Consider the following 24,480-nt stretch of genomic DNA (forward strand, 5'->3'; position numbering starts at 1 on the left):
GAACGGGCCCCGTCCGGTCGTGACCGGACGGGGCCCGTGCGGGGCCGCCCGCGGGCAGCCCGGAGAGCGGCGGGTCTCAGATGAGGCCGAGACCGCGGACCGCGTCGCGCTCCTCCGACAGCTCCTTGACGGAGGCGTCGATGCGGGCGCGGGAGAAGTCGTTGATCTCCAGGCCCTGGACGATCTCGTACGTGCCGTCCTTGCAGGTGACCGGGAAGGAGGAGATCAGGCCCTCCGGGACGCCGTAGGAGCCGTCCGACGGGATGCCCATGGAGGCCCAGTCGCCCTCGGCGGTGCCGTTGACCCAGGTGTGGACGTGGTCGATGGCGGCGTTGGCGGCGGACGCGGCCGACGAGGCGCCCCGGGCCTCGATGATGGCGGCGCCGCGCTTGGCGACGGTCGGGATGAAGTCGTCGGCCAGCCACGTCTCGTCGTTCACGACCTCGGCGGCGTTCTTGCCGGCGATCGTGGCGTTGAAGACGTCCGGGTACTGGGTGGCGGAGTGGTTGCCCCAGATGGTCAGGCGCTTGATGTCGGTGACCGACGAGCCCGTCTTCTTCGCGAGCTGGGTCAGCGCGCGGTTGTGGTCCAGGCGGGTCATCGCGGTGAAGCGCTCGGCCGGTACGTCCGGGGCGGCGGCCTGGGCGATCAGGGCGTTGGTGTTGGCCGGGTTGCCGACGACGAGGACCTTGATGTCGTCCGCGGCGTGGTCGTTGATGGCCTTGCCCTGCGGCTTGAAGATGCCGCCGTTGGCCTCCAGGAGGTCGCCGCGCTCCATGCCCTTGGTGCGGGGGCGGGCGCCGACGAGGAGGGCGACGTTGGCGCCGTCGAAGGCGACGTTCGGGTCGTCGGTGATGTCGATGCCCTGGAGGAGCGGGAACGCGCAGTCGTCCAGCTCCATCGCGGTGCCCGCGGCGGCGTTGAGCGCCGGGGTGATCTCCAGGAGGCGCAGCTTGACCGGCACGTCCGCGCCGAGCAGCTGGCCGGAGGCGATGCGGAAGAGCAGGGCGTAACCGATCTGGCCGGCCGCGCCGGTGACGGTGACGTTCACGGGAGTGCGGGTCATGGCGTTCTCCGTATGACAGCTGGCGGTGGGGCGTCCCTGCCCCGGGCGTTTGATCGATCTCTTGGTATCAAGAGATCGATGCAGCGGTCAGGCTATCGCGCCCGCGGTGTCCGGGACGTCCGGGTCGGTGTGGCCAGGCCCACAGGAATACCGGCGGGTCGCCGGGGCACTGGGCGGGGGCCGGAACGCGGACATGGAGAGGCGGTCGCCTGTCCGGGAGAGGGGGAAGGCGACCGCCGTTCGGGGGTGCCGTTGCCGGACTCCCGTGGGGGTACTTCTCGCGTTCCCGAGAGGGCGCGCGCCATGCCTGCCGCGGGCGAACTTTCTTCTCCGGGGCGATCCTTCCTGGTCAGAGGCTTGCCGGAGGGGGCCCGGGCCGCCCGCTCGCCGTACGCCCGACCGGTTGACGCGGCCCCCTGACCGTGGGTCCGTCCCGCTCCGTGCGGTCGTGGCACCGGGTGGCCGCCGCCGCGGGGTACGGCCCCTCCCGGTCACGCCCGCCGATCGATCCCGCCGGTCAGGCCCGCCGATCGATCCGCCGGTCGCCGACCGCCGCCGGCCCACCGCCGGTCACTCCGTGCAGCCCTTCCGGCCCGACGCCAGGGTCACGCACGCCTCGGCGTCGGCCGGGGACGTCACCGCCACCATCGGGGTGTAGGCGACGGTGTCGCCGGCCGCGGCGACCGTGCCCGTCTGCTCGTTCCCGCCGTCCGCGCTCACCTGGACCTCGTCGCCCTGCGCGGCCTGGGTGACGCGGGCCCACGCGGTGCCGCAGGTCTTGCTGTAGCGGACCTCGACGGCGGCCGTGCCGACGGTGGCGGTGGCGGCGGTGGTGACCAGGTCGCCGCCGCAGCCCATGACCTCCGGGTCCTTGCCGGTGCAGGCGTCGCCGCTGCACTCCACACCCGGCGGCAGCGCGGGGTCGGTGCTCACGGTGGGCGACGGGGAGGGCTTGGCGCCCTCGTCCGTCCTGTCCCCGCCGCCGTCCAGGAGGAAGAAGGCGCCGGCGGTCACGACGAGCACGCCGACGACACCCGCGACGAACGCCGCCATCCGCTTGCCGCCGCTCCCGGCGGACCCGCCCCGCGCCCGGGAGCCGCTGCGCGGGGACTCCCCGTACGCGCCCGGGGGACCGTGGTGGTCCGAAGCGGCGTAAGCCGACGGGGCCGCGGGGCCCGCGGTCGTCCCGGTGCCGTTCCATGCCGTGCGGTCGCCGGTCGGCGCCGGTCCGCGGTATCCGGCCATGCCCCACGAGTTGCCGTCGGAGGCGCCGCCGGAGGCCGGGACGGAGGGAGCGCTCGGCGCGCCGCCGCCCCGGACCGTGCCGACGGCGGAGTCGGCGCTGTCGGCGGCCGTCGGCTGTGCGGGGACGGACGGGGGCAGTGTGGGCGCGACACCGGCCGGTCCGGCGATCCCGGGCGTGGCCGTCGCGCCGCCGCCGTGGCGGGTCCGGCCCGCCCTGCCGCTCCTGCCGCCGTGGCCCGACGCGGCCGCGTGCGTGCCCGTCTCGCCGAGCGCGGCGCGCGCCTGGGATATCCGGATGGCCTCCATGGTCATGTCGTGGCGCATCTCCGAGCGGCTCCAGGCGCGCTCGGCCAGCTCCCACATGGTCGTCAGGTGGACGGGATTGGTCCCCGTCACCTCGGCCAGGGCCACGATGGCGCCCTTCGGCGCCAGCAGCCGGCCGTTCAGGTAACGCTCCCAGGACGTCTTGCTGTAGCCGGTGGCGTCGGCCAGTGACGCGATGCCCAGCTCACTGCGGTCCACGAGTCGGCGCACCTGGCTGGTGAACTCCTTGATCTGCGGATCGAGTTCATCCGGCAAGGCCTTCCAACGAGGCATTGCTTCCCCCTCTTCCCCCCGGTGACGTGCTGTTCGTTCCCCGTTTGGTCCTCGCGCGCGGCGTCCCGCACGGAGTCCCCGTTCTGGCTACCCACAGGGATGCGCCCGGTCAGGATCTCAGTTCCCGGGGTGGGGGCGCACAGGAGCACAGGGGCCGTGGGCGTGCACCGTCGTACGCCCACCGGACCGTGGTCCAGTGTCCCACCGGCGCCGCCGTGTCCCGCACCGAACCGTGTTTTTCACGGCGCGCGTGACGGAGTAGCGGAACGGTCACTTCCGTGCCACAGCGGCCTTACAGGCGTTGAACAGGGCGTTCCACGTGCAGGAGGGTTGGTTCCGGCGGCGGCCCGTCCTTTCACGGGGGTGAGGACGGGCCGCCGTACCTCGCCCCCGGGGCCCGTCCGCGCCTCCCCCTCATCGCCCGGAGGCGGGCGGGAGGGGCAGGACGGGGCCCGGTCGGGGCTCAGCTCACCGTGAAGTGCAGGGTGTCCTTCAGGAACGGAATCTCCAGCCACGGGTCCGGCTGGGCCATCATCGCCAGCAGGACGATGGAGAGCCCGAGGACGCCGTAGGTGGCGATGTCCGTGAAGCGGGAACGCACGGCGAGCATGCCGACGTCGGGCAGCGCCCAGCGCAGCGCGGCGCCGGCCAGCAGGGCGGTGCCGATGAGCAGCGTCCCCCAGCGGAAGACGTCCAGCGCGGTCAGCAGCAGGCCGGTCCCCACCAGGCCGACCACGAAGAGGATCGGCCACTGCCGGGCGGGCGCCGGCGCGTCGCCGGTCGCGGCCCGGCCGCCGCCCTCGGGGCGCGCGGTGTCGCGCGTGAAGAGCGGGAACCGGCGGGTGGTCCGCCGTGGCCTGCCCTCGGCGTCGGGCGCGCTGACGGGGTCCCGGACGGTGAACTCCTCCGGGCGCTCCGCGTCCTGCGCGCGCCCCGGACGCTCGGCGCGGGTCTCATCGGCCGGCACCGCACTCCGCCCCGGGCCCTCGGCGCGGGTCTCGTCAGCCGGCACCGCACTCCGCCCCGGGCCCTCGGCGCGGGTCTCGTCAGCCGGCACCGCACTCCGCCCCGGGCCCTCGGCGCGGGTCTCGTCAGCCGGCACTGCGCTCCGCCGCCTCCACCACGTTGACGAGCAGCTGGGCCCGGGTCATGGGGCCGACACCGCCCGGGTTCGGGGAGATCCAGGCGGCGACCTCGGCCACGCCGGGGTGGACGTCGCCCATGATCCTGCCCTCGGCGTTGCGGGAGACGCCGACGTCGAGGACGGCGGCGCCCGGCTTGACGTCCTCGGGGCGGACCAGGTGGGGGGAGCCGGCGGCGGCGACGACGATGTCCGCGCGCTTGAGGTGGGCGGCCAGGTCGCGGGTGCCGGTGTGGCACTGGGTCACGGTGGCGTTCTCGCTGCGCCGGGTGAGCAGCAGCGGCATCGGACGGCCGATGGTGACACCGCGGCCGACGACCACGACCTCGGCGCCCTTGATCTCCACGCCGTAGCGGCGCAGCAGGGTGAGGATGCCGTTGGGGGTGCAGGGCAGCGGGGCCGGCTCGTTGAGGACGAGGCGGCCGAGGTTCATCGGGTGCAGGCCGTCCGCGTCCTTGTCCGGGTCCATCAGTTCCAGGATGCGGTTCTCGTCGATGCCCTTGGGCAGCGGGAGCTGGACGATGTAGCCGGTGCAGGACGGGTCCTCGTTCAGCTCGCGGACGACCGCCTCGATCTCCTCCTGCGTCGCCGTGGCCGGAAGTTCGCGCTGGATGGACGCGATGCCGACCTGGGCGCAGTCGCGGTGCTTGCCGGCCACGTACTTCTGGCTGCCGGGGTCGTCCCCGACGAGGATCGTGCCGAGGCCGGGCGTGACGCCCCTCTCCTTCAGCGCCGCCACGCGGGCGGTCAGTTCGGACTTGATCGCGGCTGCGGTGGCCTTGCCATCGAGAATCTGGGCGGTCATGCCCCCATCCTCGCGGATGACCGGCCCCCGGTTCCAATCCGGCCGCGATCCGGACGACGGCCGGGTGCCGGTCCGGCAGCAGCCGGGCGCCGGTCCGGCAGCGACGCGACGCCCGCCGGGCACGACGGGACGGGTCCCGCCCCGTCCGGCCATGATCGGCGTTGTTGCACTTGCACAACACCTTGCTGCCGGGCTGGACAAGTATGAGACCGGTCAAGAACGATTGGGGAGCACAGTGCCGCGGGGCCGTACCGGGGGGGGCGAACCGCTACGCAGACCTCCTCCGAGTCGGGCCGCGCGTCGTCCCCGCAGATGACAGCGACGGAGGAAGTCCCGCCATGAGTTTCGGCGACCCGAACAATCCCTACGGTGCGCCGCAGGGCCAGCAGCAGGGCCACGGCCACCCCCAGCAGCCGCCCCAGGGCCAGCCCGGCTACGGCTACCCCCAGCAGCAGGAACAGCCCGGTTACGGCTACCCGTCGGCACCGCCCGTGCAGCAGCCCTACGGCGGCGGCGCTCCCACCACGATGCCGGGCACCGTCAGCGCCGCCCGGGTCATGCTGTGGGTGATCGTCGGCCTCCAGGTGATCGGCACGGTCCTGTTCGCCTTCTCGGCCGTGGCCGTCGACCAGGCGCAGGACGACCCCGCGTTCGAGGAACTGGCCGACTACCCGACCGGCGCGCTGTGGGGCATCGCGGTGCTCGCGCTGGTGTGGGGCGTCTGGGCGGCCGTCCTGGCCGTGAAGTTCAAGTCCGGCGGCAGCGGTCTGCGCATAACCGCGCTGGTCTTCGGCATCCTGACCGCGGTCATCGCCGTCTACCCGTTCACTCTTTTCGGCATCATCCACCTGGTGCTCGGCATCCTGATCGCGGTCTTCGTCGGCAACTCCAACGGTGCCGCCTGGTTCAAGCGCCCGCGCTACTGACGCGGCACTGAACGCTTTCTCGCCAATCACGTCCCTGGGCCGTGTCTCACCCGTACAAGGGGGGCACGGCCCCGGTGCGTCGCCATAGTCTGACGTGGGTAGCCGTCAGGCACGGGGAGACGCACCTTGTACAGCATCATCGTGGTACCTCCACCGACCACGGAGGACGAACCCACCCGCACCCAGTTCCGGCTCGCACCCGGCGAACGGCTCGTCTTCGGGCGGTCCGTGCCCGAGGGCGGCCTGCTGATCGGGCACGACGGGGTGTCCCGCAGAGCCGGTGAGATCACCGCCCACGGCACCTTCTGGACCGTGAGCAACCTCTCGGCCCACCAGACCTACGTGGTGGAGAACCCGGAGGGCGCCGGCGAACACATCAAGGTCGCGCCGGGCCGGCTGGACGCCCCGGTGCCCTTCGAGTTTTCGCGGATCGTGCTGCCCGCCGCGGGCGACCTGCTGCCGGTCGAGGTGTGGGCGCCGCGCCACGACTACTGGCGCGCCGAGGACGGCGCCGACGGCGAGCCGACCGCCCCGGCCTTCTCCGTCGACCGCACCAAGCGGTACTTCGCGGTCCTGGCCGCGCTGTGCGAACCGCGGCTGCGCGGCGCGCCGCACGCGCCGCTGCCGACCGTGGAGCAGGTCGTCGAGCGGCTGCGGCCCGGCTGGCCGGCCGCGTCGCGCACCTCCGTCCAGTGGAACATCGACTACCTGGCGGTGAAGCTCCGGCTCAAGCCGGCCCCGGAGACGGCGGAGGCGGGCGCGCGGCTCAACGGCAAGAAGGAGTCCCTGGTCTCCATGGCGCTCCGCTTCGACCTCGTGCGGGAGGACGACCTCGTGGTCCTCGCGGCACCGCCGCGCCGGGCGCCCCGGTGACCGAGCCGTACGCCGTCCCCGTCCCGAAGGGCTACCGGGTCGGCGGCTGGGAGGTGCGGGCGCCGATCGCGACGGGCGCCTTCGGCAGCGTGTACGAGGCCCGTCGCGTCGCCGGCGCCGACGCGACGCTGCCGGCCACGGCCGCCCTGAAGTTCCTGCCCACCGGTACGGGCACCCCGCGCCAGCTGACGCACCTGCGGGAACTCGTCCAGCGGGAGGTCGCGTTGCACCGCAGGCTGCGCCGGCCCCGGCTGGTGCGGATGTACGAGACCCTGGTCGTCGACGATCCGGCCCGTCCCGCCCTCGACGGCGCCACCGTCCTCGTACTGGAGAGGGCGGAGGGGTCCCTGTCCGCCCTGCTGTCCGCGGCACCCCGGCCCGCCGGCGGCGCCGAGCTGGTCGCGCAGGTGTGTGAGGGCCTGGCCCAGCTGCACCGCGCCGGGTGGGTGCACGGAGACCTGAAGCCGGCCAACGTGCTGCTGATGAGGGACGGTTCGGTCCGGCTCGCCGACTTCAACATGGCCGCCGAAATGGAAGGCACCCACGCCTACACCCCCGCCTTCTCCACCCCCGACTACACCCCGCCCGAACTCCTCTGGTCCGAGATCGGCGAACGCGGCCGCCGCATCCGCCCCTCCGCCGACGTCTGGGCGTTCGGCGTCCTCGCCCACCTCGTGCTCTCCGGCTCCTTCCCCCTGCCCGGCGCCACCCCGACGGCCCGCCGCGACGCGGGCGCCGCCTACGCGCGCGGCACCGAGGAGCTGCGGCTGTCGCCCGCGCTGCCCGAGGAGTGGCGGGAGATCGTACGGGCGTGCCTGACCCGCACGCACGCCGAACGCATCGGCACGGACGCGCTGCTGCGCCGCGTGGCGGCGGCCGCGGGCGGTACCGGCCGGCCCGTCCCGCCGCACCGCACGCGCCGCCGGCGGGTGGCCCTCGCCGCCGCTGCCGCCGCGGTGGCCGCCGCCGCACTCGGGTACGGGTTCGCCGTCCGCGACGGCGGCGGGGGCTCCGGCCCGGCCGTCCGGGGCGCCGGCGGCACGGCGGCCAACGTCTCCGCCGCCTCCTACGGCGCCGACGAGCTGCGCACCGACCGGGACGTGCCGCCCGCCTACCGGCTGCTGATCGTCGAGACGGCGCACGACTGCCGCCGCGAGGAGGTCAGTTCGCCCCTGATCGCCGCCATGCTCAAGGTGGAGAGCGACTTCGACCCGGCCCTCTCCGACCCCGCCCGGAACGAGTACGGCATCGCCCGCTGGACCCCGAAGGTGCTGCGCTGGTGGATGAACGCGGACGGCACCCCCGGCGAGAGCGTCCCGGAACCCCCGTTCCCGCCCGCCGAGTCCATCCCGGCGATGGGCCGGTACCTGTGCTGGATCGCGCCGCGGCTCGACGCCCGCCTGCCGGGCGACCGCCGGGTACTGATCGCCGTGGCCTACCGGACGTCGTACGACAAGGTGAACGACGCGGGCGGGATTCCCCCGAAGTACCGCGACTACGCCGACCGCGTCGCCCACCAGCTCAAGGAGTACACGCCCCGGGCCGCGGAGTGACCCTGAGAGGTGCGAGGTACCGCCCGGCGGGCGTCCCGGGCACGGTGTGAGCACACCGCTTCGGCGGTACGACACCGACGTTCATGGGGGAACAACAGTGAACATCATCAAGCCCGCCGCGCTGCTCCTCGCGGCCTCGGCCCTGGTCGCCGGCTCCACGGCCGCCGCCACGGCCGCCGACCCGGCCACCGGCCCGGACGGCACCCGGGTGACCGCGCTCCAGCAGGCGGCCGACCGGGTGCTGGCGGACAGGCCCGAGCCCCTCCAGGTCACCGCGGACGCGGTGAAGTACGAGGGCCTGACCGTCACCAAGGCGCCCCGGACCATGGGTGCCCAGGACCTGGCCTGCGGTTACGGCCACCTGTGCATGGTCGTCAAGGGCACCAAGTTCGACTTCTACAAGTGCCAGACGTGGAACCTCACCAACTGGACCGGTGACGGCCCGTTCACCAACAACCAGACGCCGGGCACGGTCGCCAAGTTCTTCAACCGGGACGGCAGCGTCCGCTGGACCTCGACGGCCTACCAGGCGGGCACGGCGACCTGGGACCCGATCTGGTCGCTGCGCCCCTGCTGATCCGCGCCGCACCGCTCACCGGACCTGCCGAACGGCGGCCCCCGGTTCCCGCCACGGGGGCCGGGGGCCGCCTCGCGCCGTGCCGCACTCGTCCGACCCGCCCGGCGTCCGAATGCCTGGGCCGCCCTCATCCGCCTCCCGTACCCTGCCCCTTGTTGGACTGGGGAAGGTGGACCCCGAGCAATCGGGGGAGGGGGACGACTCCATGTACAGCGTCATCGTCGTGCCGCCGTCGTGCGGCCGTGTGGACGAGCAGTTGAGGATCGGCGCCGGGGAGCGCATCGAGTTCGGCAGGGCCGGATCCGGGGGCGGGCTCTCCATCGCCCACGCGGGAGTGCCGCGGATCGCCGGGGAGATCACGGCGCACCGGACGTTCTGGCTGCTGAGCAATCTCAGTGAGGACCAGACCTACGTGGTGGAGAACCCGGAGGGCGCCGGCGAGCACATCAAGGTCGCGCCGGGCCGCGTGGAGGCACCCGTACCGTTCGAACTGGCGCGTGTGACCCTGCCCGCCGCGGGTGACCTGCTCACCTTCGACGTCTGGGCACCGCGGCACGCCTTCCGCAGCGTCGAGCGCCACGGGCTGGAGGGGGCCGGCACCGTCCCGGCCTTCGCTCTGGACCGCACCAAACGGTACTTCGCGGTGCTGGCCGCCCTGTGCGAGCGGCGCCTGCGCGGTGAGCCCCGCGCCCCGCTGCCCGCCGTCGAGGAGATCGTGGAACGGCTGCGTCCCAGCTGGCCGAAGGTCAGCCGCTCCGCCGTCTACTGGAACATCGACTACCTGGCCGTCAAGCTGCGGCTGCGCCCCGGCCCGGACGCGGCGGAGCCCGGCAGGCGCACGCACGGCAAGAAGGAGTCCCTGGCCTCGCTCGCCCTCCGCTTCGACCTGGTCCGCGAGGACGACCTCGTCGTGCTCGCCCCGGCCCCGAGCGGAGCGGCGCGGTGACCGGGGGGCCGTACGCGGTGCCGGTGCCGAAGGGCTACCGGATCGGGCCGTGGGAGGTGCGCGAGCCCCTCGCGTCCGGCGCGTTCGCCACGGTCTACGAAGCGACCCGCCACCCGTCCGGAGCGACCCGCCACCCTTCCGACACGGCCCGCCACCCTTCCGACGCGACCCGACGACCTTCCGATACGACCCGCCACCCGTCCGGCGCGACCGGCCGCACCTCCGACGCGACGGCCGGCCGCGCCCTCGGCGGTGACGGGCTGCCGCACCGGGCGGCGCTGAAGTTCCTGGCCACCGACACCCGCACCCCGCGCCAGTTGCACCACCTGCGCGACCTGGCCGAACGCGAGGTGCAGTTGCTGCGGCGGCTGCGCTCGCCCCGGCTGATCCGGATGTACGACACGCTGACGGTCGACGACCCGGACCACCCGGAGCTGGACGGTGCCACCGTCCTGGTGCTGGAGCGGGCCGAGGGCTCCCTGGACGCCGTACTGGCCCGGGGCCCCTGCCCGGACGCCGGGCCCGCCCTGCTGGCCCAGGTCTGCGAGGGCCTGCACCAGCTGCACCACGCCGGCTGGGTGCACGGGGACCTGAAACCGGCCAACGTACTGCTGATGAAGGACGGTTCGGCCCGGCTCGCCGACTTCAACATGGCCGCGGAGATGGAAGGTACGCACGCCTACGCCCCCGTCTTCGCCACCCCCGACTACACCCCGCCCGAACTCCTGTGGCCCGAGGTCGACGAGCGCGGGACGCGGGTCCGCCCGTCGGCCGACTTCTGGGCCTTCGGTGTCCTCGCGCACGTGGTCCTGACCGGGGGCTTCCCCCTGCCCGGCAGCACGCCGGAGGCACGGTCCGACGCGGCGATGCGCTACGCGCGCGGCCGTGAGGAGCTGCGCCTGTCCCCCGGGCTTCCCGACGCCTGGCGGGAGATCGTTTCCGACTGCCTGGCCCGTACGCATGAGGAACGGACCGACCGCACCGCCGGCACGGCCTCGCTCCTGCGGCGGGTGGAGCGGGTCGCGGGCACGTCCCCCTCGGCCCGTCTGCCGAGGCCGCGGGCGCGCCGTCGTCGGCGCACCGTGCCGGTGAGCGCCCTGGTGGCGGTGGTGCTGGCGGTGGCCACGGCTTCGGCGCTGTACGCGGCGCGCCAGGACGAGGAGCCGACGTACGGGTACCACCGCTGCCCGGCCGACTCCGTCTGCTTCTTCAGCCAGCCCAACGGCGCGGGGGAGATGTGCAGCTGGGAGGAGGACGACCCGGACTGGCTGTCCGGGGCGGACACCTGCATGTGGACCCGGGACCGGCCGGTGGAGTCCGTCTTCAACAACAGCAGCGACGACTCGACGGGACTGGGCGCCGTGGCGTACTTCCGGGGCCGCGACTTCACCCCCGTCGGCGAGGACGTCACCCGGGAGAACGCCCGGAACCGCACCGGCTGCACCTCCCAGCGCAACCAGGGGAACCTGGCGGGCACGTACGCCCCGCTGTCCCACAGGTGGATCGCGCGCTGCTGAGAGGGGGAGCCGGGAGGGGGCGAGGCGTCCTCGCCCCCTCCCGGCCGGGCCGCGCGCCGGCTGACGCACCCGCGGGAACTCGTCCAGCGGGCGGCACGTCGCCGGCGCGGCCCGGAGAGGCTGCGGGTCCTCCCGCTCGATCCGGCGGCGAAGGGCCGTGTCAGTGGAAGAAGTGCCGCGTCCCGGTGAGGTACATCGTCACACCGGCCTTCTTCGCCGCCTCGACGACCAGCTCGTCGCGGACCGAGCCGCCGGGCTGGACCACGGCCTTCACGCCGGCCGCGGTGAGGATCTCCAGGCCGTCCGGGAAGGGGAAGAACGCGTCGGAGGCGGCGTACGCGCCCTGCGCACGCTCGGCGCCCGCGCGCTCCACCGCCAGCTTGGCGGAGTCGACCCGGTTGACCTGGCCCATGCCGACGCCGACGGAGGCGCCGTCCTTGGCGAGGAGGATCGCGTTGGACTTGACGGCGCGGCAGGCCCTCCAGGCGAAGGCCAGCTCGGCCAGCTCGGCCTCGGAGAGCGCCTCGCCGGTGGCCAGCGTCCAGCCGGCCGGGTCGTCGCCCTCGGCCTGGAGCCGGTCGGTGACCTGGAGCAGGGCGCCGCCGTCGATGGGCTTGACCTCGACCGGGGCGGCGGGTGCCTCGGGGGCGCGCAGCACGCGGATGTTCTTCTTCCTGGCGAGGACTTCGAGGGCGCCGTCCTCGTAGTCCGGCGCGACGACGACCTCAGTGAAGATCTCCGCGACCTGCTCGGCCATCTCCCTGGACACCGGGCGGTTGACCGCGATCACGCCGCCGAACGCGGACAGCGGGTCGCAGGCGTGCGCCTTGCGGTGCGCCTCGGCGACGTCCGCGCCGACCGCGATGCCGCACGGGTTGGCGTGCTTGATGATCGCGACGCAGGGCTCGTCGTGGTCGTACGCGGCACGGCGGGCGGCGTCCGTGTCCGTGTAGTTGTTGTACGACATCTCCTTGCCGTGCAGCTGCTCGGCCTGCGCGAGGCCGCCGCCCTCGGGGGAGGTGTAGAGCGCGGCGGGCTGGTGCGGGTTCTCGCCGTAGCGCAGGATGTGCGCGCGGTCGTACGTGGCGCCGAGGAAGTCGGGGAACCGCGACTCGTCCACGGGCGCGTAGGCGGAGGCGAACCAGGAGGCGACGGCCACGTCGTACGCGGCGGTGTGCTGGAAGGCCTCGGCGGCCAGCCGCTTGCGGGCGGCGAGGTCGAAGCCGCCGTCCTGGACCGCGGAGAGCACGTCGGCGTACCGGGCGGGGCTGGTGACGACCGCGACCGAGGGGTGGTTCTTGGCGGCGGCGCGGACCATGGAGGGGCCGCCGATGTCGATCTGCTCCACGCACTCGTCGGGGGTGGCACCCGAGGCGACGGTCTCGCGGAACGGGTAGAGGTTGACCACGACCAGGTCGAACGGCTCCACGCCCAGCTCGCCGAGCTGCTCGCGGTGGCTGTCCAGGCGCAGGTCGGCGAGGATGCCGGCGTGCACCTTGGGGTGCAGGGTCTTGACCCGCCCGTCCAGGCACTCGGGGAAGCCGGTGAGCTCCTCGACCTTCGTGACGGGGACGCCGGCGGCGGAGATGCGGCCGGCCGTGGACCCGGTGGAGACGAGTTCGACGCCCGCCTCGTTCAGGCCCCGTGCCAGCTCCTCCAGCCCGGTCTTGTCGTAGACGCTGACCAGCGCGCGGCGGATGGCCCGCTTGTTGCTCTCGGCGGTCACTGGATAACTACCTTTCGTCCCTCGATGCGATAGCCGTTGCGGGCGAGCCGCCCCACGACATCGACGAGCAGCCTTCGCTCGACTTCCTTGATGCGCTCGTGCAGAGCGCTCTCGTCGTCCTCGTCCCGGATCTCCACCACGCCCTGCGCGATGATCGGCCCGGTGTCGACGCCGTCGTCGACGAAGTGGACGGTGCAGCCGGTGACCCTGGCGCCGTACGCGAGCGCGTCCCGCACGCCGTGGGCTCCCGGGAAGCTGGGGAGGAGGGCGGGGTGGGTGTTGACGAACCGCCCCCCGAAGCGGGCCAGGAACTCCTTGCCCACGATCTTCATGAACCCGGCCGAGACGACGAGGTCCGGCTCGTGGGCGGCGACGGCCTCGGCGAGCGCCGCGTCCCACTCCTCGCGGGTCCCGTAGTCCTTGACCCTGCGTACGAAGGCCGGCAGGCCGGCGCGCTCGGCGCGCGCGAGCCCCTCGATGCCGTCGCGGTCGGCGCCGACCGCGACGATCTCGGCGCCGTAGGCCTCGACGCCGGTGGCGGCGATCTCGTCGAGGAGCGCCTGCAGATTGGTGCCGGATCCGGAGACCAGCACGACGAGGCGCTTGGCTCGCTGGGCCACGGGCTTGGCGGCCACGGTGGGGGCCTTTCTCGGGGGAGCGGGTCGGTGCGGTCGGTCTCGTACGGCTGTCGGTCTCGTACGGCCGTCGGCCGCGTCGGCCGGCGGTCGTGCCCGACCCGACCGCCGGGTCTTGCACGTTCGCCGGTCGCGCACGGACGCCGGTCGCGCACGGACGTCGGTCGCACACGTCGTCGGTTTGTGCAGTCGTACGAATGCTTCGCGCCCCGGGATACGGGGAAGTCTACGAAGCGGCCGACCGTCAGCAACGATACCGGCACACCGGGCGGCCCCCTCGGGACGGGGGCGCGGCCGGGAGGTAGCGTCTGCGGGGAACCGGACCGGGAACGCGGCCCGCACGTCAAGCGTTCACCAGTCGGGCCGACCAGCTCGCCCGTTCCTTACCGCCAAGATCGCCAAGGGGAAGACGCTCACTTGATGCCGGACCGCAGCCTGCGACTGCTCACGCTCCCCCAGCAGTCGGCGCAGCCAGGGGAGCGCAGCACCGTGTTGCTGCGGGAGCGCCCCTCCTCACCGCCCGACACCCCGTCGAACCGTGGGAACGACGGCGCACGGGAAGGCGCCGGCGAGCAGGACAATCCGTTCGCACCGCCCCCGGAGGGCATGCCGGACCGCCCGTGGCAGCCGCGTCACCCGTCGAACGAGGACGACCAGCAGGGCTCCTCCAGTTCCCAGGGTGAGGGCGGCCGCTCCCCGTGGGGTCGTCAGTGGAGCGACCGGCAGCCGGGCCGCTCCCCCGGCGGCTTCGGCGAGCGGCCCGGCGCTCCCCAATCCGACCCCGAGGGCTCGGGCGGTGGCACGGGTCCGCGCTGGGACGCCACGGACCCCACCCAGCGGCGTGCCCGCTACGCCTTGCTCAGCGGCATGTGGGCCCTCTTCTTCGCGATCTTCGACTGGCCGTACGTGGCCCTGCTGCTCGGCGCGCTCGCGCTCTACTGGGGCATCAGCGCCCTGCGCGCCAAGCCCCGCGCCGCCTCCGATCCGGACACCCCGGCCCCGCCCGCGGACCAGACCGGCCGCCCGCAGCGCACTGCCGCGATCAGCGGCCTGGTCACGTCCTCCCTGGCCATCCTCCTGGTCGCCGTGTCCTTCGGCGCCCAGCTGGTCTACAACGACTACTACACCTGCCGGAAGGACGCCCTGACCAACGAGGCGAAACAGTCCTGCGACACCCTCCTCCCGGAACAGCTCCGGGAGCTGCTGGGCACGCAGGGCTGACGGTCACGGCACGGTGATTCGGCACGGTCTGGTCCGGGTCCGGTCTCGCCGGTCAGGTCCGTTCCGGTCCGGGTCCGGTCCGGGTCCGGTCCGGGAGCGTCCGGGGGGGGTGAGTCCGGCAGGGTGAGGCGAGCGCTGCGGGCGGCGGTACCCGAGGGCGGGAAGGGCACCGGCGGCGGGGTGAGAAGCCCCCGGACGATCGACGCACCCCCGCCCCTCAGGGCCCCCGGGGCGGCTCCGCGAGGGAATCGACCGGCAGGAGGTCGTACGGCGCCTTGTCGCCGCCGGCGCCGTCCCCGTCGTAGAGCCCGAAGGGCACGGCACCCTCGTCCGCCTCCCGCGCCTCCCCCGCCCCGCCCTCGTCGCCGTCCTCCGCCGCCTCCCTGCGTTCCCGGCGGGGCAGCGCGAACGGCAGCGACCCCAGTCCCCACCGACGCCCACCGCCGTCGTCCGAGGCCCCTCCGCCCGAGGCCCCGTCGCCCGAGTTCCCGTCCTCCGCCTCCGGCGTCTGCCTGGTGGCGGCACCCCGCTTCCGCCACGCCCGCGTCACCGCTGCCACCGGGACCGCCACCACCGCGATCCACACGAACGCCGCGCCACCCGCCTGCCACCACACCGGGCCGAAACCGGCGAGGGCGGCTCCGCCGAGCGGCCCGCCCGCCAACGCGGCCAGCAGCGCGACGAGGACCGCGCACAGAAGGGCGGCCAGTGCGGCGGCGGCAACGGTCCGCCGCCACGACCACGACCCGGCGTCCTCCACGCGTTCCGGCACCGCCGCCGTCGCGGCCCGTGCCGTGAACCACCCCACCACCACCCCCGCCACCAGCGGCACCGCTCCGGCCGCCCAGTGCAACGGGGTGCCAGGACCCGCGTCCGGCACCGCCGCCAGCAGCGGGAACGGCGGCAGCAGCGGAGCGGGCGCGGAGGCGAGGGGACCGACGACATGCCCGGTGCCGAGCACGAACCCGGGGCCCAGGGCGTACACCGACGCCCACACCGCCGCGTTCGGCACCAGCGTCAGGCAGAGCAGCAGCACGGCGAACCGGCCCGACCACCCCTCCGTCAGTCGCAGGAACGCCTCCTGCACCGCGGCTCCGTGCCACACCAGCGAGACCGCGAGCAGCAGCGCCCCGCCGCCGACCAGCACCGCCGCACCGGCGCCCGCGGCGCGCGTCGCGGCGCCCAGGCGCGCGTCCGGCTCCACCATCAGTTCCCGCAGGTTCCGGGGCAGCACACGCAGCGCCCGCCCCACCGGACCGCCCGGACGACCGAACGCCGTCCACACGCCCGCGCCCGCCGCACCCATGATGACCAGCGGCAGCCACACCACCGCCCACCACCAGGAGGGCCGCAGCGCACCGTCCGCCGAGTACAGCACGACGGGCGCGGCGACGGCGAGGTAGCCGAGGACGACCCCCGCCCAGGCGATGCGCGCGGAGACGGGCGGCGGCCCGGCGTCCGGACTCCCGCCCAGGTGCACCCCGGCCCCCGCCCGCGGGCCCGCTCCCACGGCCACCCCCACGCCGTCCCCGGGGTCCGTGGCGTCCCGGGCCGCCCGGTGCACCAGCCACACCGGCAGCAGGAGCAGCAGCAACGGGGTGACGCCCACGGGCGCGGGAGCGCCGGAGAGCGTGTCGAGGCGGACCAGCTCGACCCCGTGCGCCAGCACCCACAGCGCCGAGGCGACGTGCAGGGCACCGCCGGGTCCGCTGTCGGGGTACGGCGAGCTGATCCACAGCAGGGCCACCAGTGCGGCGCAGGAGACCAGCCCCAGCGCCGCGGCGAACACGCCGCCCAGGAGGCCGGCGGCCAGCCCGGGCGACCGGTCGCGCCACCGGGTGCGCAGCAGGGACAACGGGGCTCGGTGAGCGGTCGTCTGGGTCACGACCGCCATGCTCCCAACGACACGCGCTTTACCGGCGTAACAGGCGAAGGACCGTTGTGTCGCTCAATATATGTTTATGTACTTTTTCGTACGAAGGGGCGTCCAGTGACACGGAGCCCTGCGACCCCGCTGCCTCCGCCCAAGGCACGCCGACGCCTGCGTGAGGCCGCCGCGCTGACGCAGCATCAGCTCGCGTCGCGGGTGGGCGTCACCCGCGAGACGGTCCGTGCGTGGGAGAGCGGCCGCTCGACTCCGCGCGGCCGGAAACGGGAGGCGTACGCGAAACTGCTGAACACCCTGGCCGAGGAGGCGGCGTCGCACCGGGCGAAGCCGGTGCCCGTCGTCGTGTCCGTCGGCGCCGGACCGGGCGCCGCCACGGAGGCCGCCGACAGCCTCGTACTTCCCGCGAAGCCGCTCGGTGAGCGGGCACCGGGGAGGACCCAGGAGGCGGGGGCGGCCCCGGAGGGCGGGGCGGTCCCAGAGGCCGGGGCGGTCCCAGAGGCCGGGGCGGTCCCAGAGGCCGGGGCGGTCCCAGAGGCCGGGGCGGTCCCAGAGGCCGAGACGGTCCCAGAGGCCGGGGCGGTCCCAGAGGCCGAGACGGGACGAGAGCCAGGGACGGCGGGACGGCGACCGGGGCCGAGACGTGAGCCGGGACCCGCTCCTGCTGGGGAGGCGGGACCAGCACCGGAGTCGCCACCCGGGTCGGAGTCACCACCCGGGTCGGGGGCGGGCCCCGGGGCAGGGTCGGGTCCCGGGCCGGGGTCGGGTCCCGGGCAGCGGCCGGAACCGGGGCCGAGGACCGGAGCCGGGCCGGGGACGGGAGCGGGGTCAAGGACCGGAGCGGGGCCAAGGACGGGAGCCGGGTCGGGTCACACCTCGGGCCCGGGGTCCGCGGGGCCGCGGCCGGCGCCCGGTCCCGAGACGGTGGCGTTGACCCCCGCTCAGGCCTTCGACGCCCTCTACGAGTTCAGTGCCCCCGCCCTGGTACGGCAGACCTATCTGCTGACCGGTCGTCGTGAGCTGGCGCGCGAGTCGGTGGAGCGCGCCTTCCAGGTGGCCTGGGAAAGCTGGCCGGAGGTCGCTCGCGACCGCGACCCGGTGGGCTGGGTGCGGGCGACGGCGTACGAGTACGCGCTCTCGCCCTGGCAGCGTTTCCGGCTGCGCCACCGGCACCCGGAACCCCCGCCCGCCGATCCCGGCGACCGCACCCTGCTCAACGCCCTGCTCAGGCTGCCGCCGCCGCGCCGCCGCACGCTCGTGCTGTACGACGGTGTGGGACTCGACCTGCCCGAGACGGCCGCGGAGACGGAGGCGAGCACCCCGACGGCGGCGCACCGGCTGCTGCGGGCCCGCGAGGCCGTCGCCGGCCGGCTGCCCGAACTGGCCGACCCGCAGGTACTGCACCAGCGGCTGGCCGAGCTGGCCTCGGCCGAGCGGCTGCGGGCGGCCGGGCCGACGGTGGTGCGCAGGGGCAGTGAACGCCGGGCCCGGTTCCTGACCCGGGCCGCGATCGCGTTCACGGTCGCCCTCATCGGCACCACGGCCCTGACCCTGCGCACCGCGCCTACACACTACGAACCGCCCGTCTCCCCGGGCGAGACGGTGCGCGGAGTGCCGCCCCGGGTGGTGCCGGGGGCGTTGTCGGACGAGGAGCTGGAGCTGCGGCAGAAGCTGCGGGACCAGTTGCAGGACGGGCCGGAGCGGCTGACGCCCCGCCTCGAGTGACGCCGCCGGGCTCGTACGACGCCCCGGAATCGCACGACGCGATCCGACGGGTACGACGTCACCGGGCTCGTATGGCAGGCCCGGACCCGTGCGGCGCGATGCCGTGTGACGCGACGCCGTGTGACGCCGTACGCCGAGTGGCCCGCCCCCGTGATCGGGGGCGGGCCACTCGGCGTACGGGATCGGCCGGACAGGTGCTCGGCCGACGAGGCTGTGTCAGCCGGCCAGGATGGCGCGGGCGAGCTTCGCCGTCTCGGTCGGCGTCTTGCCGACCTTGACGCCGGCGGCCTCCAGGGCCTCCTTCTTCGCCTGGGCGGTGCCGGACGAACCGGAGACGATGGCACCGGCGTGGCCCATGGTCTTGCCCTCGGGCGCGGTGAAGCCCGCGACGTAGCCGACGACCGGCTTGGTCACGTTGGCCTTGATGAAGTCGGCCGCACGCTCCTCCGCGTCGCCGCCGATCTCGCCGATCATGACGATCAGGTCGGTCTCGGGGTCGGCCTCGAACGCGGCGAGCGCGTCGATGTGCGTGGTGCCGATGATCGGGTCGCCACCGATGCCGACGGCGGTCGAGAAGCCGATGTCACGCAGCTCGTACATCATCTGGTACGTCAGCGTGCCGGACTTCGAGACCAGGCCGATGCGGCCCGGCTTCGTGATGTCGCCCGGGATGATACCGACGTTGGACTGGCCCGGGGTGATGATGCCGGGGCAGTTCGGACCGATGATCCGGGTCTTGTTGCCCTTCTTGCCGGCGTACGACCAGAACGACGCCGAGTCGTGCACGGCGATGCCCTCGGTGATCACGACGGCCAGCGGGATCTCGGCGTCGATGGCCTCGACGACCGCGTCCTTGGTGAACTTCTCCGGCACGAAGATGACGGAGACGTTGGCGCCGGTCTTCTCGATGGCCTCCTTGACGGTGCCGAAGACCGGTACCTCGGTGCCGTCGAAGTCCACGGAGGTGCCCGCCTTGCGCGGGTTCACGCCGCCCACGACCTCGGTGCCGTCACCGAGCATGAGCTTGGTGTGCTTCATGCCGGTGGCGCCGGTCATGCCCTGGACGATGACCTTGCTGTCCTTGTTGAGCCAGATAGCCATGGTGTGTTGGTGTCCTCGTCCTGAGTGCTTACTTGGCGGCGGCGTGAGCCAGCTCGGCGGCCTTGTCGGCGGCGCCGTCCATGGTGTCGACGCGCTGGACCAGCGGGTGGTTGGCGTCGGTGAGGATCTTGCGGCCCAGCTCGGCGTTGTTGCCGTCGAGGCGGACGACGAGCGGCTTCTCGACCTTCTCACCGCGGTCCTCCAGGAGCTTCAGCGCCTGGACGATGCCGTTGGCGACCTCGTCGCAGGCGGTGATGCCGCCGAAGACGTTGACGAACACGGAGCGGACGTCCGGGTCGCCGAGGATGATCTCCAGGCCGTTCGCCATGACCTGGGCGGAGGCGCCGCCACCGATGTCCAGGAAGTTGGCGGGCTTCACGTTGCCGTGCTTCTCACCGGCGTACGCGACGACGTCCAGGGTGCTCATGACGAGACCCGCGCCGTTGCCGATGATACCGACCTCGCCGTCGAGCTTGACGTAGTTGAGGTTCTTCTCCTTGGCGGCGGCCTCGAGCGGGTTGGCCGCGGCCTTGTCGTGGAGGGCCTCGAAGTCGGGGTGGCGGAACTCGGCGTTGTCGTCCAGCGACACCTTGCCGTCGAGGGCGATGACGTCGCCGGAGACGACCTTGGCCAGCGGGTTGACCTCGACCAGGAGGGCGTCCTCCTTGATGAAGGTGTCCCACAGCTGGACCAGGATGTCGGCGACCTTGTCGGCGACCTCGGCCGGGAACTTCGCCGCCTCGACGATCTCGCGCGCCTTCTCCGGCGTCACGCCGTCGATCGCGTCGATCGGGGTCTTGGCCACGGCCTCCGGACGGGTGGCCGCCACCTCCTCGATCTCCACGCCGCCCTCGACGGAGGCGATGGAGAGGAAGGTGCGGTTGGCGCGGTCGAGGAGGAAGGAGACGTAGTACTCCTCGACGATCTCGGGGGCGGTCTCGGCGATCATCACCTTGTGGACCGTGTGGCCCTTGATGTCCATGCCGAGGATGTCCGTCGCGCGGGCGACGGCCTCGTCCGCCGAGGCGGCCAGCTTCACGCCACCGGCCTTGCCGCGACCACCGACCTTCACCTGCGCCTTGACGACGGACTTGCCGCCCAGACGCTCGGTGATCTCGCGCGCCGCCTCAGGCGTGTCGATGACTTCACCGGCCAGCACCGGTACATCGTGCTTGGCGAAGAGGTCCCTCGCCTGGTACTCGAACAGGTCCACGCGCTTCCGTCCCTATCAGTGATCTCGCGGTTCGTTGTCTGCGTGGGCGTGCCGCGAGGGCAACGTGACGTCCGCCGTGAGTCACAAGGGAGGCGCACACGGTGTCCGAGCGCGCGGCATGTCCGTCTCGCAGGTTATCGCCGGTTGCGGAGGGTCTCTAAATCGTGGGTCACACCTGAGCGGTGATGCCTGTCACATGATGCCGCGCTCACTGGCACGGCGTGCCGGGAGTGAGGGCGACGCGGGGCGGTGGGAGAGGGCTCCGCGAACCGCCGGCCCCGCATCCACGGGCGGGACGGCGGACGAGCCGACCGGCACGGCGCCACACGGACCGACGGGCATGACGGCAGACGAACCGGCAGCCCAGGCGGCGGAGAAACCGACGGGCGGGGCGACGGACGGACTGGCGGACGGGTTGAGGAATGGGCTGGCGCGTGCGGGGCGGGCCGGGGGTGGGGCCTCACCGGGTTGGGGTTGACCCGGTGAGGCCCGTGAAACGCCCCGAGGGGCCGCAGCGGTGCGGTCCTCGGGGAGCGGACGGCTGATCCCCACCCCAATGGGGAGCGGCCGTCCTGATCCGCGGAGCTGGGACCGGACGGCGGCCGACGGCTTTCGGCCGGACCGTCCGGGGCCGTGCGCCCCGCGGAGTCCGTGGTCCACCTGAGGTCCAGGTGGTCGGTGGTCAGGCCCCGTACGAGTCGGCGAAGACGACGGAGCCGCGGATGACCTGGTGCACGGGTACGTGAGGTCCTCCGAAGAGCTGGGGGCGTGTCCGGATGCCGGGCCGGTGAGGCGCCACCGCGGCCGGCCACTGAGGGCGGGCCGGGGACCGGCGGCTCTGCACGGCGACCGGCGCCGGCCGACCGGAGAAGTGACGGAGGAGACGACAGCGTCCGGACGGCGGGCACACCATCCCGCCCCGCGGGATCTGCGGCGGGAAAAGGTCCCGTACTAGGCGGGAGAGACGGGAATGTCCCGGTAGCGGTCCCGGGTCTCGGCTCCCTCGGTGCGCACGAGGGCACCGGGCACGAGCCGGAACGGGATCCGGGGGTACGACGTGACCGCGTGGGCGTCACCGTGGCGCGGCGTGCCGTGGTCGGCGCCTGATCCGGTGCCCAGTGTGCCGTCGGGGTCGCCGGCGGGCACCCGGCGGACGGGGGCCTGGAGGGGGTCCTGGCCGGTGGGGGCGGGTGCGGCGCGGTGGGGGTCGACGCGCGGCGCGGAGTACGGCCCGACAGCGACGCGCTGCGGCCCCGGAGCGGCGGACGCGGCGCCTGCGGCTCCGTCGGAGGAACCTCGGACGCCGATGACCTCGGAGGTGTCGGAGGTGTCGGAGACGGCCGGCTCGGGAACCGATGGACGGGGCTCGGGGGCCGGGCTGCCCGGCATCACCCGACCGGGCGGGTCCATCGGGCTGGGCGGGTCCGGCAGGCTGGGCGGATCCGGCAGGTCCGGCAGCGCCGGAAGCTGGGGCGACGGCGGCAGCAAGGGTGCGACGGGAAGCGGCACCACCTCCGACGGCGGCACCTCCACCCGCGCGACCCCACCGAGCCCGTCGGTCACCGTCTCCACCGCGTCTCCCGCCGGCCGCAGGATCCGCTCCTGTACGGACCGGACGACGTCTTCCACGACGGGGCCAATCCCCGAAGCGATCGGACGAGCCCCCACAGGCGCAGGGCGAAGCCCGGAAACCACTGCGTCGGTGGTCTGCGCGACCCGTGACTCCTGACCGGTTCGGGAAGTCTCAAAGCCCGGGGTCAGGCCCCCGGCCCCGCTCCCGGCCCCGGCCCCGGCCCCGGCCCCGGCCTGACTCTGGCGCAAGCTGTGCTCCTGGTCGGTCCGGGAAGGCTGCGGGGCAGCCGGCTGCCGTTCCGCCCGGGAGGAGCCGAAGGGGAGGTCGACCGCCTCACGGACCGTTTCCCCCACCGACGGCACCGTCTCGGCCGCCTGCGCCCGTTCCCCGCACAGCACCCCGAGCACGAACAACCCGCCCACCAGCAGCACCACGTGCAGCGCACGCCGCCCGGCCGCCGCACGCATCACGCGCAGGGCGGCACCGGGCAGAACTGCTGACCAGGTCAAGGGGGAAGATTCCTCCGAGTGACGGAACGGATCGTGCGCCGGACAACCCACCGAACAGCACGGGCGTCGAACAACGCATCGATACGACGCGCGATCCTCGCACGGACCTCCGGAGGGTACGCAAGCCCGCGGTCACCGATGGGCCGTCATGTCCGTTTTACTGTCAGGGATCAGGCCACTTCTGATCACCACGTCATCGCGTCGCCACGTCACATGTCGCCACGTCACATGTCGCCACGTCATCACGTCACATGTCGTCACGTCATCACGTCACATGTCGTCACGTCGTCCGTCGTCACCCGGCATCCGGAATCGGCAGGGGCCGCTTCTCTATCGCCGCCGCCATCACCTCCGGAAAGAGACCGGGCGTGCAGGCGAAGGCCGGCGCGTCCAGCGCGGCGAGCGCCGCCGCGTGTTCGCGGTCGTAGGCGGGCGCCCCCTCGTCGGACAACGCCAGCAGCGTCACGAACTGCACCCCCGCCGCCTTCATCGCCGCGACCCGCTTCAGCATCTCGTTGCGTATGCCCCCCTCGTACAGGTCGCTGATCAGCACGACCACCGTCTCCGTGGGCCGAGTGATCTGCGACTGGCAGTAGGCCAGCGCACGGTTGATGTCCGTACCGCCGCCGAGCTGCGTGCCGAACAGCACGTCGACCGGGTCGTCGAGCTGGTCGGTGAGGTCGACGACCGACGTGTCGAAGACGACGAGCCGCGTGTCGATCGCCCGCATGGACGCCAGTACCGCGCCGAAGACCGAGGCGTACACGACGGACGCCGCCATCGATCCCGACTGGTCGACGCAGAGGACGACCTCCTTCTTCGCGGAACGGGACGCCCGCCCGTAACCGATGAACCGCTCCGGCACGATCGTCCGGTACTCGGGCAGGTAGTGCTTCAGATTGGCCGCGACCGTGCGGTTCCAGTCGATGTCGTGGTGACGGGGCCGGCTGACGCGGGCGCTGCGGTCGAGGGCTCCGGCGAGGGTGGCCCGAGTGCGGGTGGCGAGCCGCTTCTCCAGGTCCTCGACCACCTTGCGGACGACAGCCCGCGCCGTCTCCCTCGTGGTCTCCGGCATCGCCTTGTGCAGGGAGAGCAGCGTGCCGACGAGGTGCACGTCGGCCTCCACGGCCTCCAGCATCTCCGGCTCCAGCAGGAGCGTGGTGAGACCGAGCCGGTCGATCGCGTCCCGCTGCATCACCTGCACGACGGAGGAGGGGAAGTAGGTCCGGACGTCCCCCAGCCAGCGCGCCACGGCGGGCGCGGAGGCCCCGAGCCCCGCCGAACGGCCCCGCCCCGCCCGGGGCTTGTCCCCCTTCCCGTAGAGCGCGGCGAGTGTTCCGTCCATCGCGGCGTCCCGGCCGGAGAGCATGCAGCCGGTGCCGTCCGCCGGGTCGCCGCCGAGCACCAGCCGCCACCGCCGAAGTCGTTCCTGTGCCGTGTCGGCTGGCGCCGGCTCGGTCGTCATGTGTCCACCCCCACCGGGTCGTTGTGGCCGGCGCCCGGCCACCCGCCACCCGCCACCGCTCCGGCACCGGGGTTCGTTCCGGTACCCAGGCCTGTCCCGGCACCGGGTCCGACGCCGGGGCCTGTTTTTTCAACACCGGGGCCTGTGCCAGCACCGGGCCCGGCACCCGGCGTGCCGGCTA

19 protein-coding genes and 1 pseudogene are annotated in these 24,480 nt (G+C 73.6%); 9 read left to right on the plus strand and 11 right to left on the minus strand.

The genetic code is table 11. The features are described 5' to 3' along the window. Positions 1–76: 76 nt before the first annotated feature. The 4 genes from ACVV2G_RS06220 to ACVV2G_RS06235 form a co-directional block, all read right to left on the minus strand. Positions 77–1,066, minus strand: coding sequence for a malate dehydrogenase (locus ACVV2G_RS06220; RefSeq protein WP_453841570.1), 990 nt, complete (start codon positions 1,064–1,066; stop codon positions 77–79). Positions 1,067–1,636: 570 nt separating this feature from the next. Next, a complete protein-coding gene (locus ACVV2G_RS06225) occupies positions 1,637–2,908 on the minus strand; it encodes a helix-turn-helix domain-containing protein (RefSeq protein ID WP_453841571.1) in 1,272 nt (423 codons plus the stop codon). A gap of 463 nt (positions 2,909–3,371) precedes the next feature. Further along, complete coding sequence (locus tag ACVV2G_RS06230) at positions 3,372–3,875, minus strand: DUF3017 domain-containing protein (RefSeq protein ID WP_453841572.1); 504 nt, start codon at positions 3,873–3,875, stop codon at positions 3,372–3,374. A gap of 124 nt (positions 3,876–3,999) precedes the next feature. Next, the gene (locus ACVV2G_RS06235) at positions 4,000–4,854 is read right to left on the minus strand and encodes a bifunctional methylenetetrahydrofolate dehydrogenase/methenyltetrahydrofolate cyclohydrolase (RefSeq protein WP_453841573.1); all 855 of its coding nucleotides are present in this window, start codon (positions 4,852–4,854) and stop codon (positions 4,000–4,002) included. Between the two features lie 338 nt (positions 4,855–5,192). On the opposite strand from ACVV2G_RS06235, the gene ACVV2G_RS06240 reads away from it, so the two are divergent. From ACVV2G_RS06240 to ACVV2G_RS06265, 6 genes are all read left to right on the plus strand, one after another. Then, positions 5,193–5,780, plus strand: a complete 588-nt coding sequence (locus ACVV2G_RS06240; RefSeq protein ID WP_453841574.1) for a hypothetical protein — start codon at positions 5,193–5,195, stop codon at positions 5,778–5,780. A gap of 126 nt (positions 5,781–5,906) precedes the next feature. Continuing rightward, positions 5,907–6,653 (plus strand): FHA domain-containing protein, encoded by a 747-nt coding sequence (locus ACVV2G_RS06245; RefSeq protein WP_453841575.1) that lies wholly within the window; start codon positions 5,907–5,909, stop codon positions 6,651–6,653. Beyond that, positions 6,650–8,206: a protein kinase domain-containing protein gene (locus tag ACVV2G_RS06250; RefSeq protein WP_453841576.1), complete on the plus strand. Its 1,557-nt coding sequence runs from the start codon at positions 6,650–6,652 to the stop codon at positions 8,204–8,206. Before ACVV2G_RS06245 ends, ACVV2G_RS06250 begins: the two co-directional genes overlap by 4 nt. Positions 8,207–8,303: 97 nt before the next feature. Next, positions 8,304–8,783: a hypothetical protein gene (locus ACVV2G_RS06255; protein ID WP_453841577.1), complete on the plus strand. Its 480-nt coding sequence runs from the start codon at positions 8,304–8,306 to the stop codon at positions 8,781–8,783. Between the two features lie 205 nt (positions 8,784–8,988). Further along, positions 8,989–9,729, plus strand: a complete 741-nt coding sequence (locus tag ACVV2G_RS06260; RefSeq protein ID WP_453841578.1) for an FHA domain-containing protein — start codon at positions 8,989–8,991, stop codon at positions 9,727–9,729. Beyond that, positions 9,726–11,246 (plus strand): protein kinase domain-containing protein, encoded by a 1,521-nt coding sequence (locus tag ACVV2G_RS06265; RefSeq protein ID WP_453841579.1) that lies wholly within the window; start codon positions 9,726–9,728, stop codon positions 11,244–11,246. Before ACVV2G_RS06260 ends, ACVV2G_RS06265 begins: the two co-directional genes overlap by 4 nt. 160 nt (positions 11,247–11,406) lie before the next feature. Here the strand turns inward: ACVV2G_RS06265 and purH are convergent, their stop codons facing one another. After that, positions 11,407–12,972, minus strand: a complete 1,566-nt coding sequence (gene purH, locus ACVV2G_RS06270; protein ID WP_453841580.1) for a bifunctional phosphoribosylaminoimidazolecarboxamide formyltransferase/IMP cyclohydrolase — start codon at positions 12,970–12,972, stop codon at positions 11,407–11,409. Next, positions 12,969–13,607: a phosphoribosylglycinamide formyltransferase gene (gene purN / locus ACVV2G_RS06275; RefSeq protein WP_453841581.1), complete on the minus strand. Its 639-nt coding sequence runs from the start codon at positions 13,605–13,607 to the stop codon at positions 12,969–12,971. The genes purH and purN overlap by 4 nt, the downstream gene beginning before the upstream one ends. Before the next feature lie 420 nt (positions 13,608–14,027). Here purN and ACVV2G_RS06280 point away from each other — a divergent pair, with 420 nt between their 5' ends. Then, positions 14,028–14,828: a hypothetical protein gene (locus ACVV2G_RS06280; RefSeq protein ID WP_453841582.1), complete on the plus strand. Its 801-nt coding sequence runs from the start codon at positions 14,028–14,030 to the stop codon at positions 14,826–14,828. Between the two features lie 217 nt (positions 14,829–15,045). Here the strand turns inward: ACVV2G_RS06280 and ACVV2G_RS06285 are convergent, their stop codons facing one another. Further along, positions 15,046–16,722 (minus strand): cell division protein PerM, encoded by a 1,677-nt coding sequence (locus ACVV2G_RS06285; protein ID WP_453841583.1) that lies wholly within the window; start codon positions 16,720–16,722, stop codon positions 15,046–15,048. 192 nt (positions 16,723–16,914) lie between these two features. On the opposite strand from ACVV2G_RS06285, the pseudogene ACVV2G_RS06290 reads away from it, so the two are divergent. Both ACVV2G_RS06290 and ACVV2G_RS06295 read left to right on the plus strand, forming a co-directional pair. Next, positions 16,915–16,965: pseudogene (locus ACVV2G_RS06290) on the plus strand (hypothetical protein); the annotation flags it as partial. 672 nt (positions 16,966–17,637) lie between these two features. Next, positions 17,638–18,438 (plus strand): sigma factor-like helix-turn-helix DNA-binding protein, encoded by an 801-nt coding sequence (locus ACVV2G_RS06295; RefSeq protein WP_453841643.1) that lies wholly within the window; start codon positions 17,638–17,640, stop codon positions 18,436–18,438. 216 nt (positions 18,439–18,654) lie between these two features. On the opposite strand, the gene sucD is transcribed toward ACVV2G_RS06295, so the two are convergent. The 4 genes from sucD to ACVV2G_RS06315 all read right to left on the minus strand — a co-directional run bounded on the left by sucD (position 18,655) and on the right by ACVV2G_RS06315 (position 24,299). Next, a complete protein-coding gene (sucD, locus tag ACVV2G_RS06300; protein ID WP_453841584.1) occupies positions 18,655–19,539 on the minus strand; it encodes a succinate--CoA ligase subunit alpha in 885 nt (294 codons plus the stop codon). A 28-nt stretch (positions 19,540–19,567) separates the two neighbouring features. After that, on the minus strand, positions 19,568–20,752 hold the full coding sequence (gene sucC, locus ACVV2G_RS06305) for an ADP-forming succinate--CoA ligase subunit beta (protein ID WP_453841585.1): 1,185 nt from the start codon (positions 20,750–20,752) through the stop codon (positions 19,568–19,570). A 951-nt stretch (positions 20,753–21,703) separates the two neighbouring features. Beyond that, positions 21,704–22,381, minus strand: coding sequence for a hypothetical protein (locus ACVV2G_RS06310; protein WP_453841586.1), 678 nt, complete (start codon positions 22,379–22,381; stop codon positions 21,704–21,706). A 748-nt stretch (positions 22,382–23,129) separates the two neighbouring features. Next, positions 23,130–24,299, minus strand: a complete 1,170-nt coding sequence (locus ACVV2G_RS06315; RefSeq protein ID WP_453841587.1) for a VWA domain-containing protein — start codon at positions 24,297–24,299, stop codon at positions 23,130–23,132. Positions 24,300–24,480: the final 181 nt, after the last annotated feature.

Source organism: Streptomyces sp. JK94 (genome assembly GCF_053613315.1).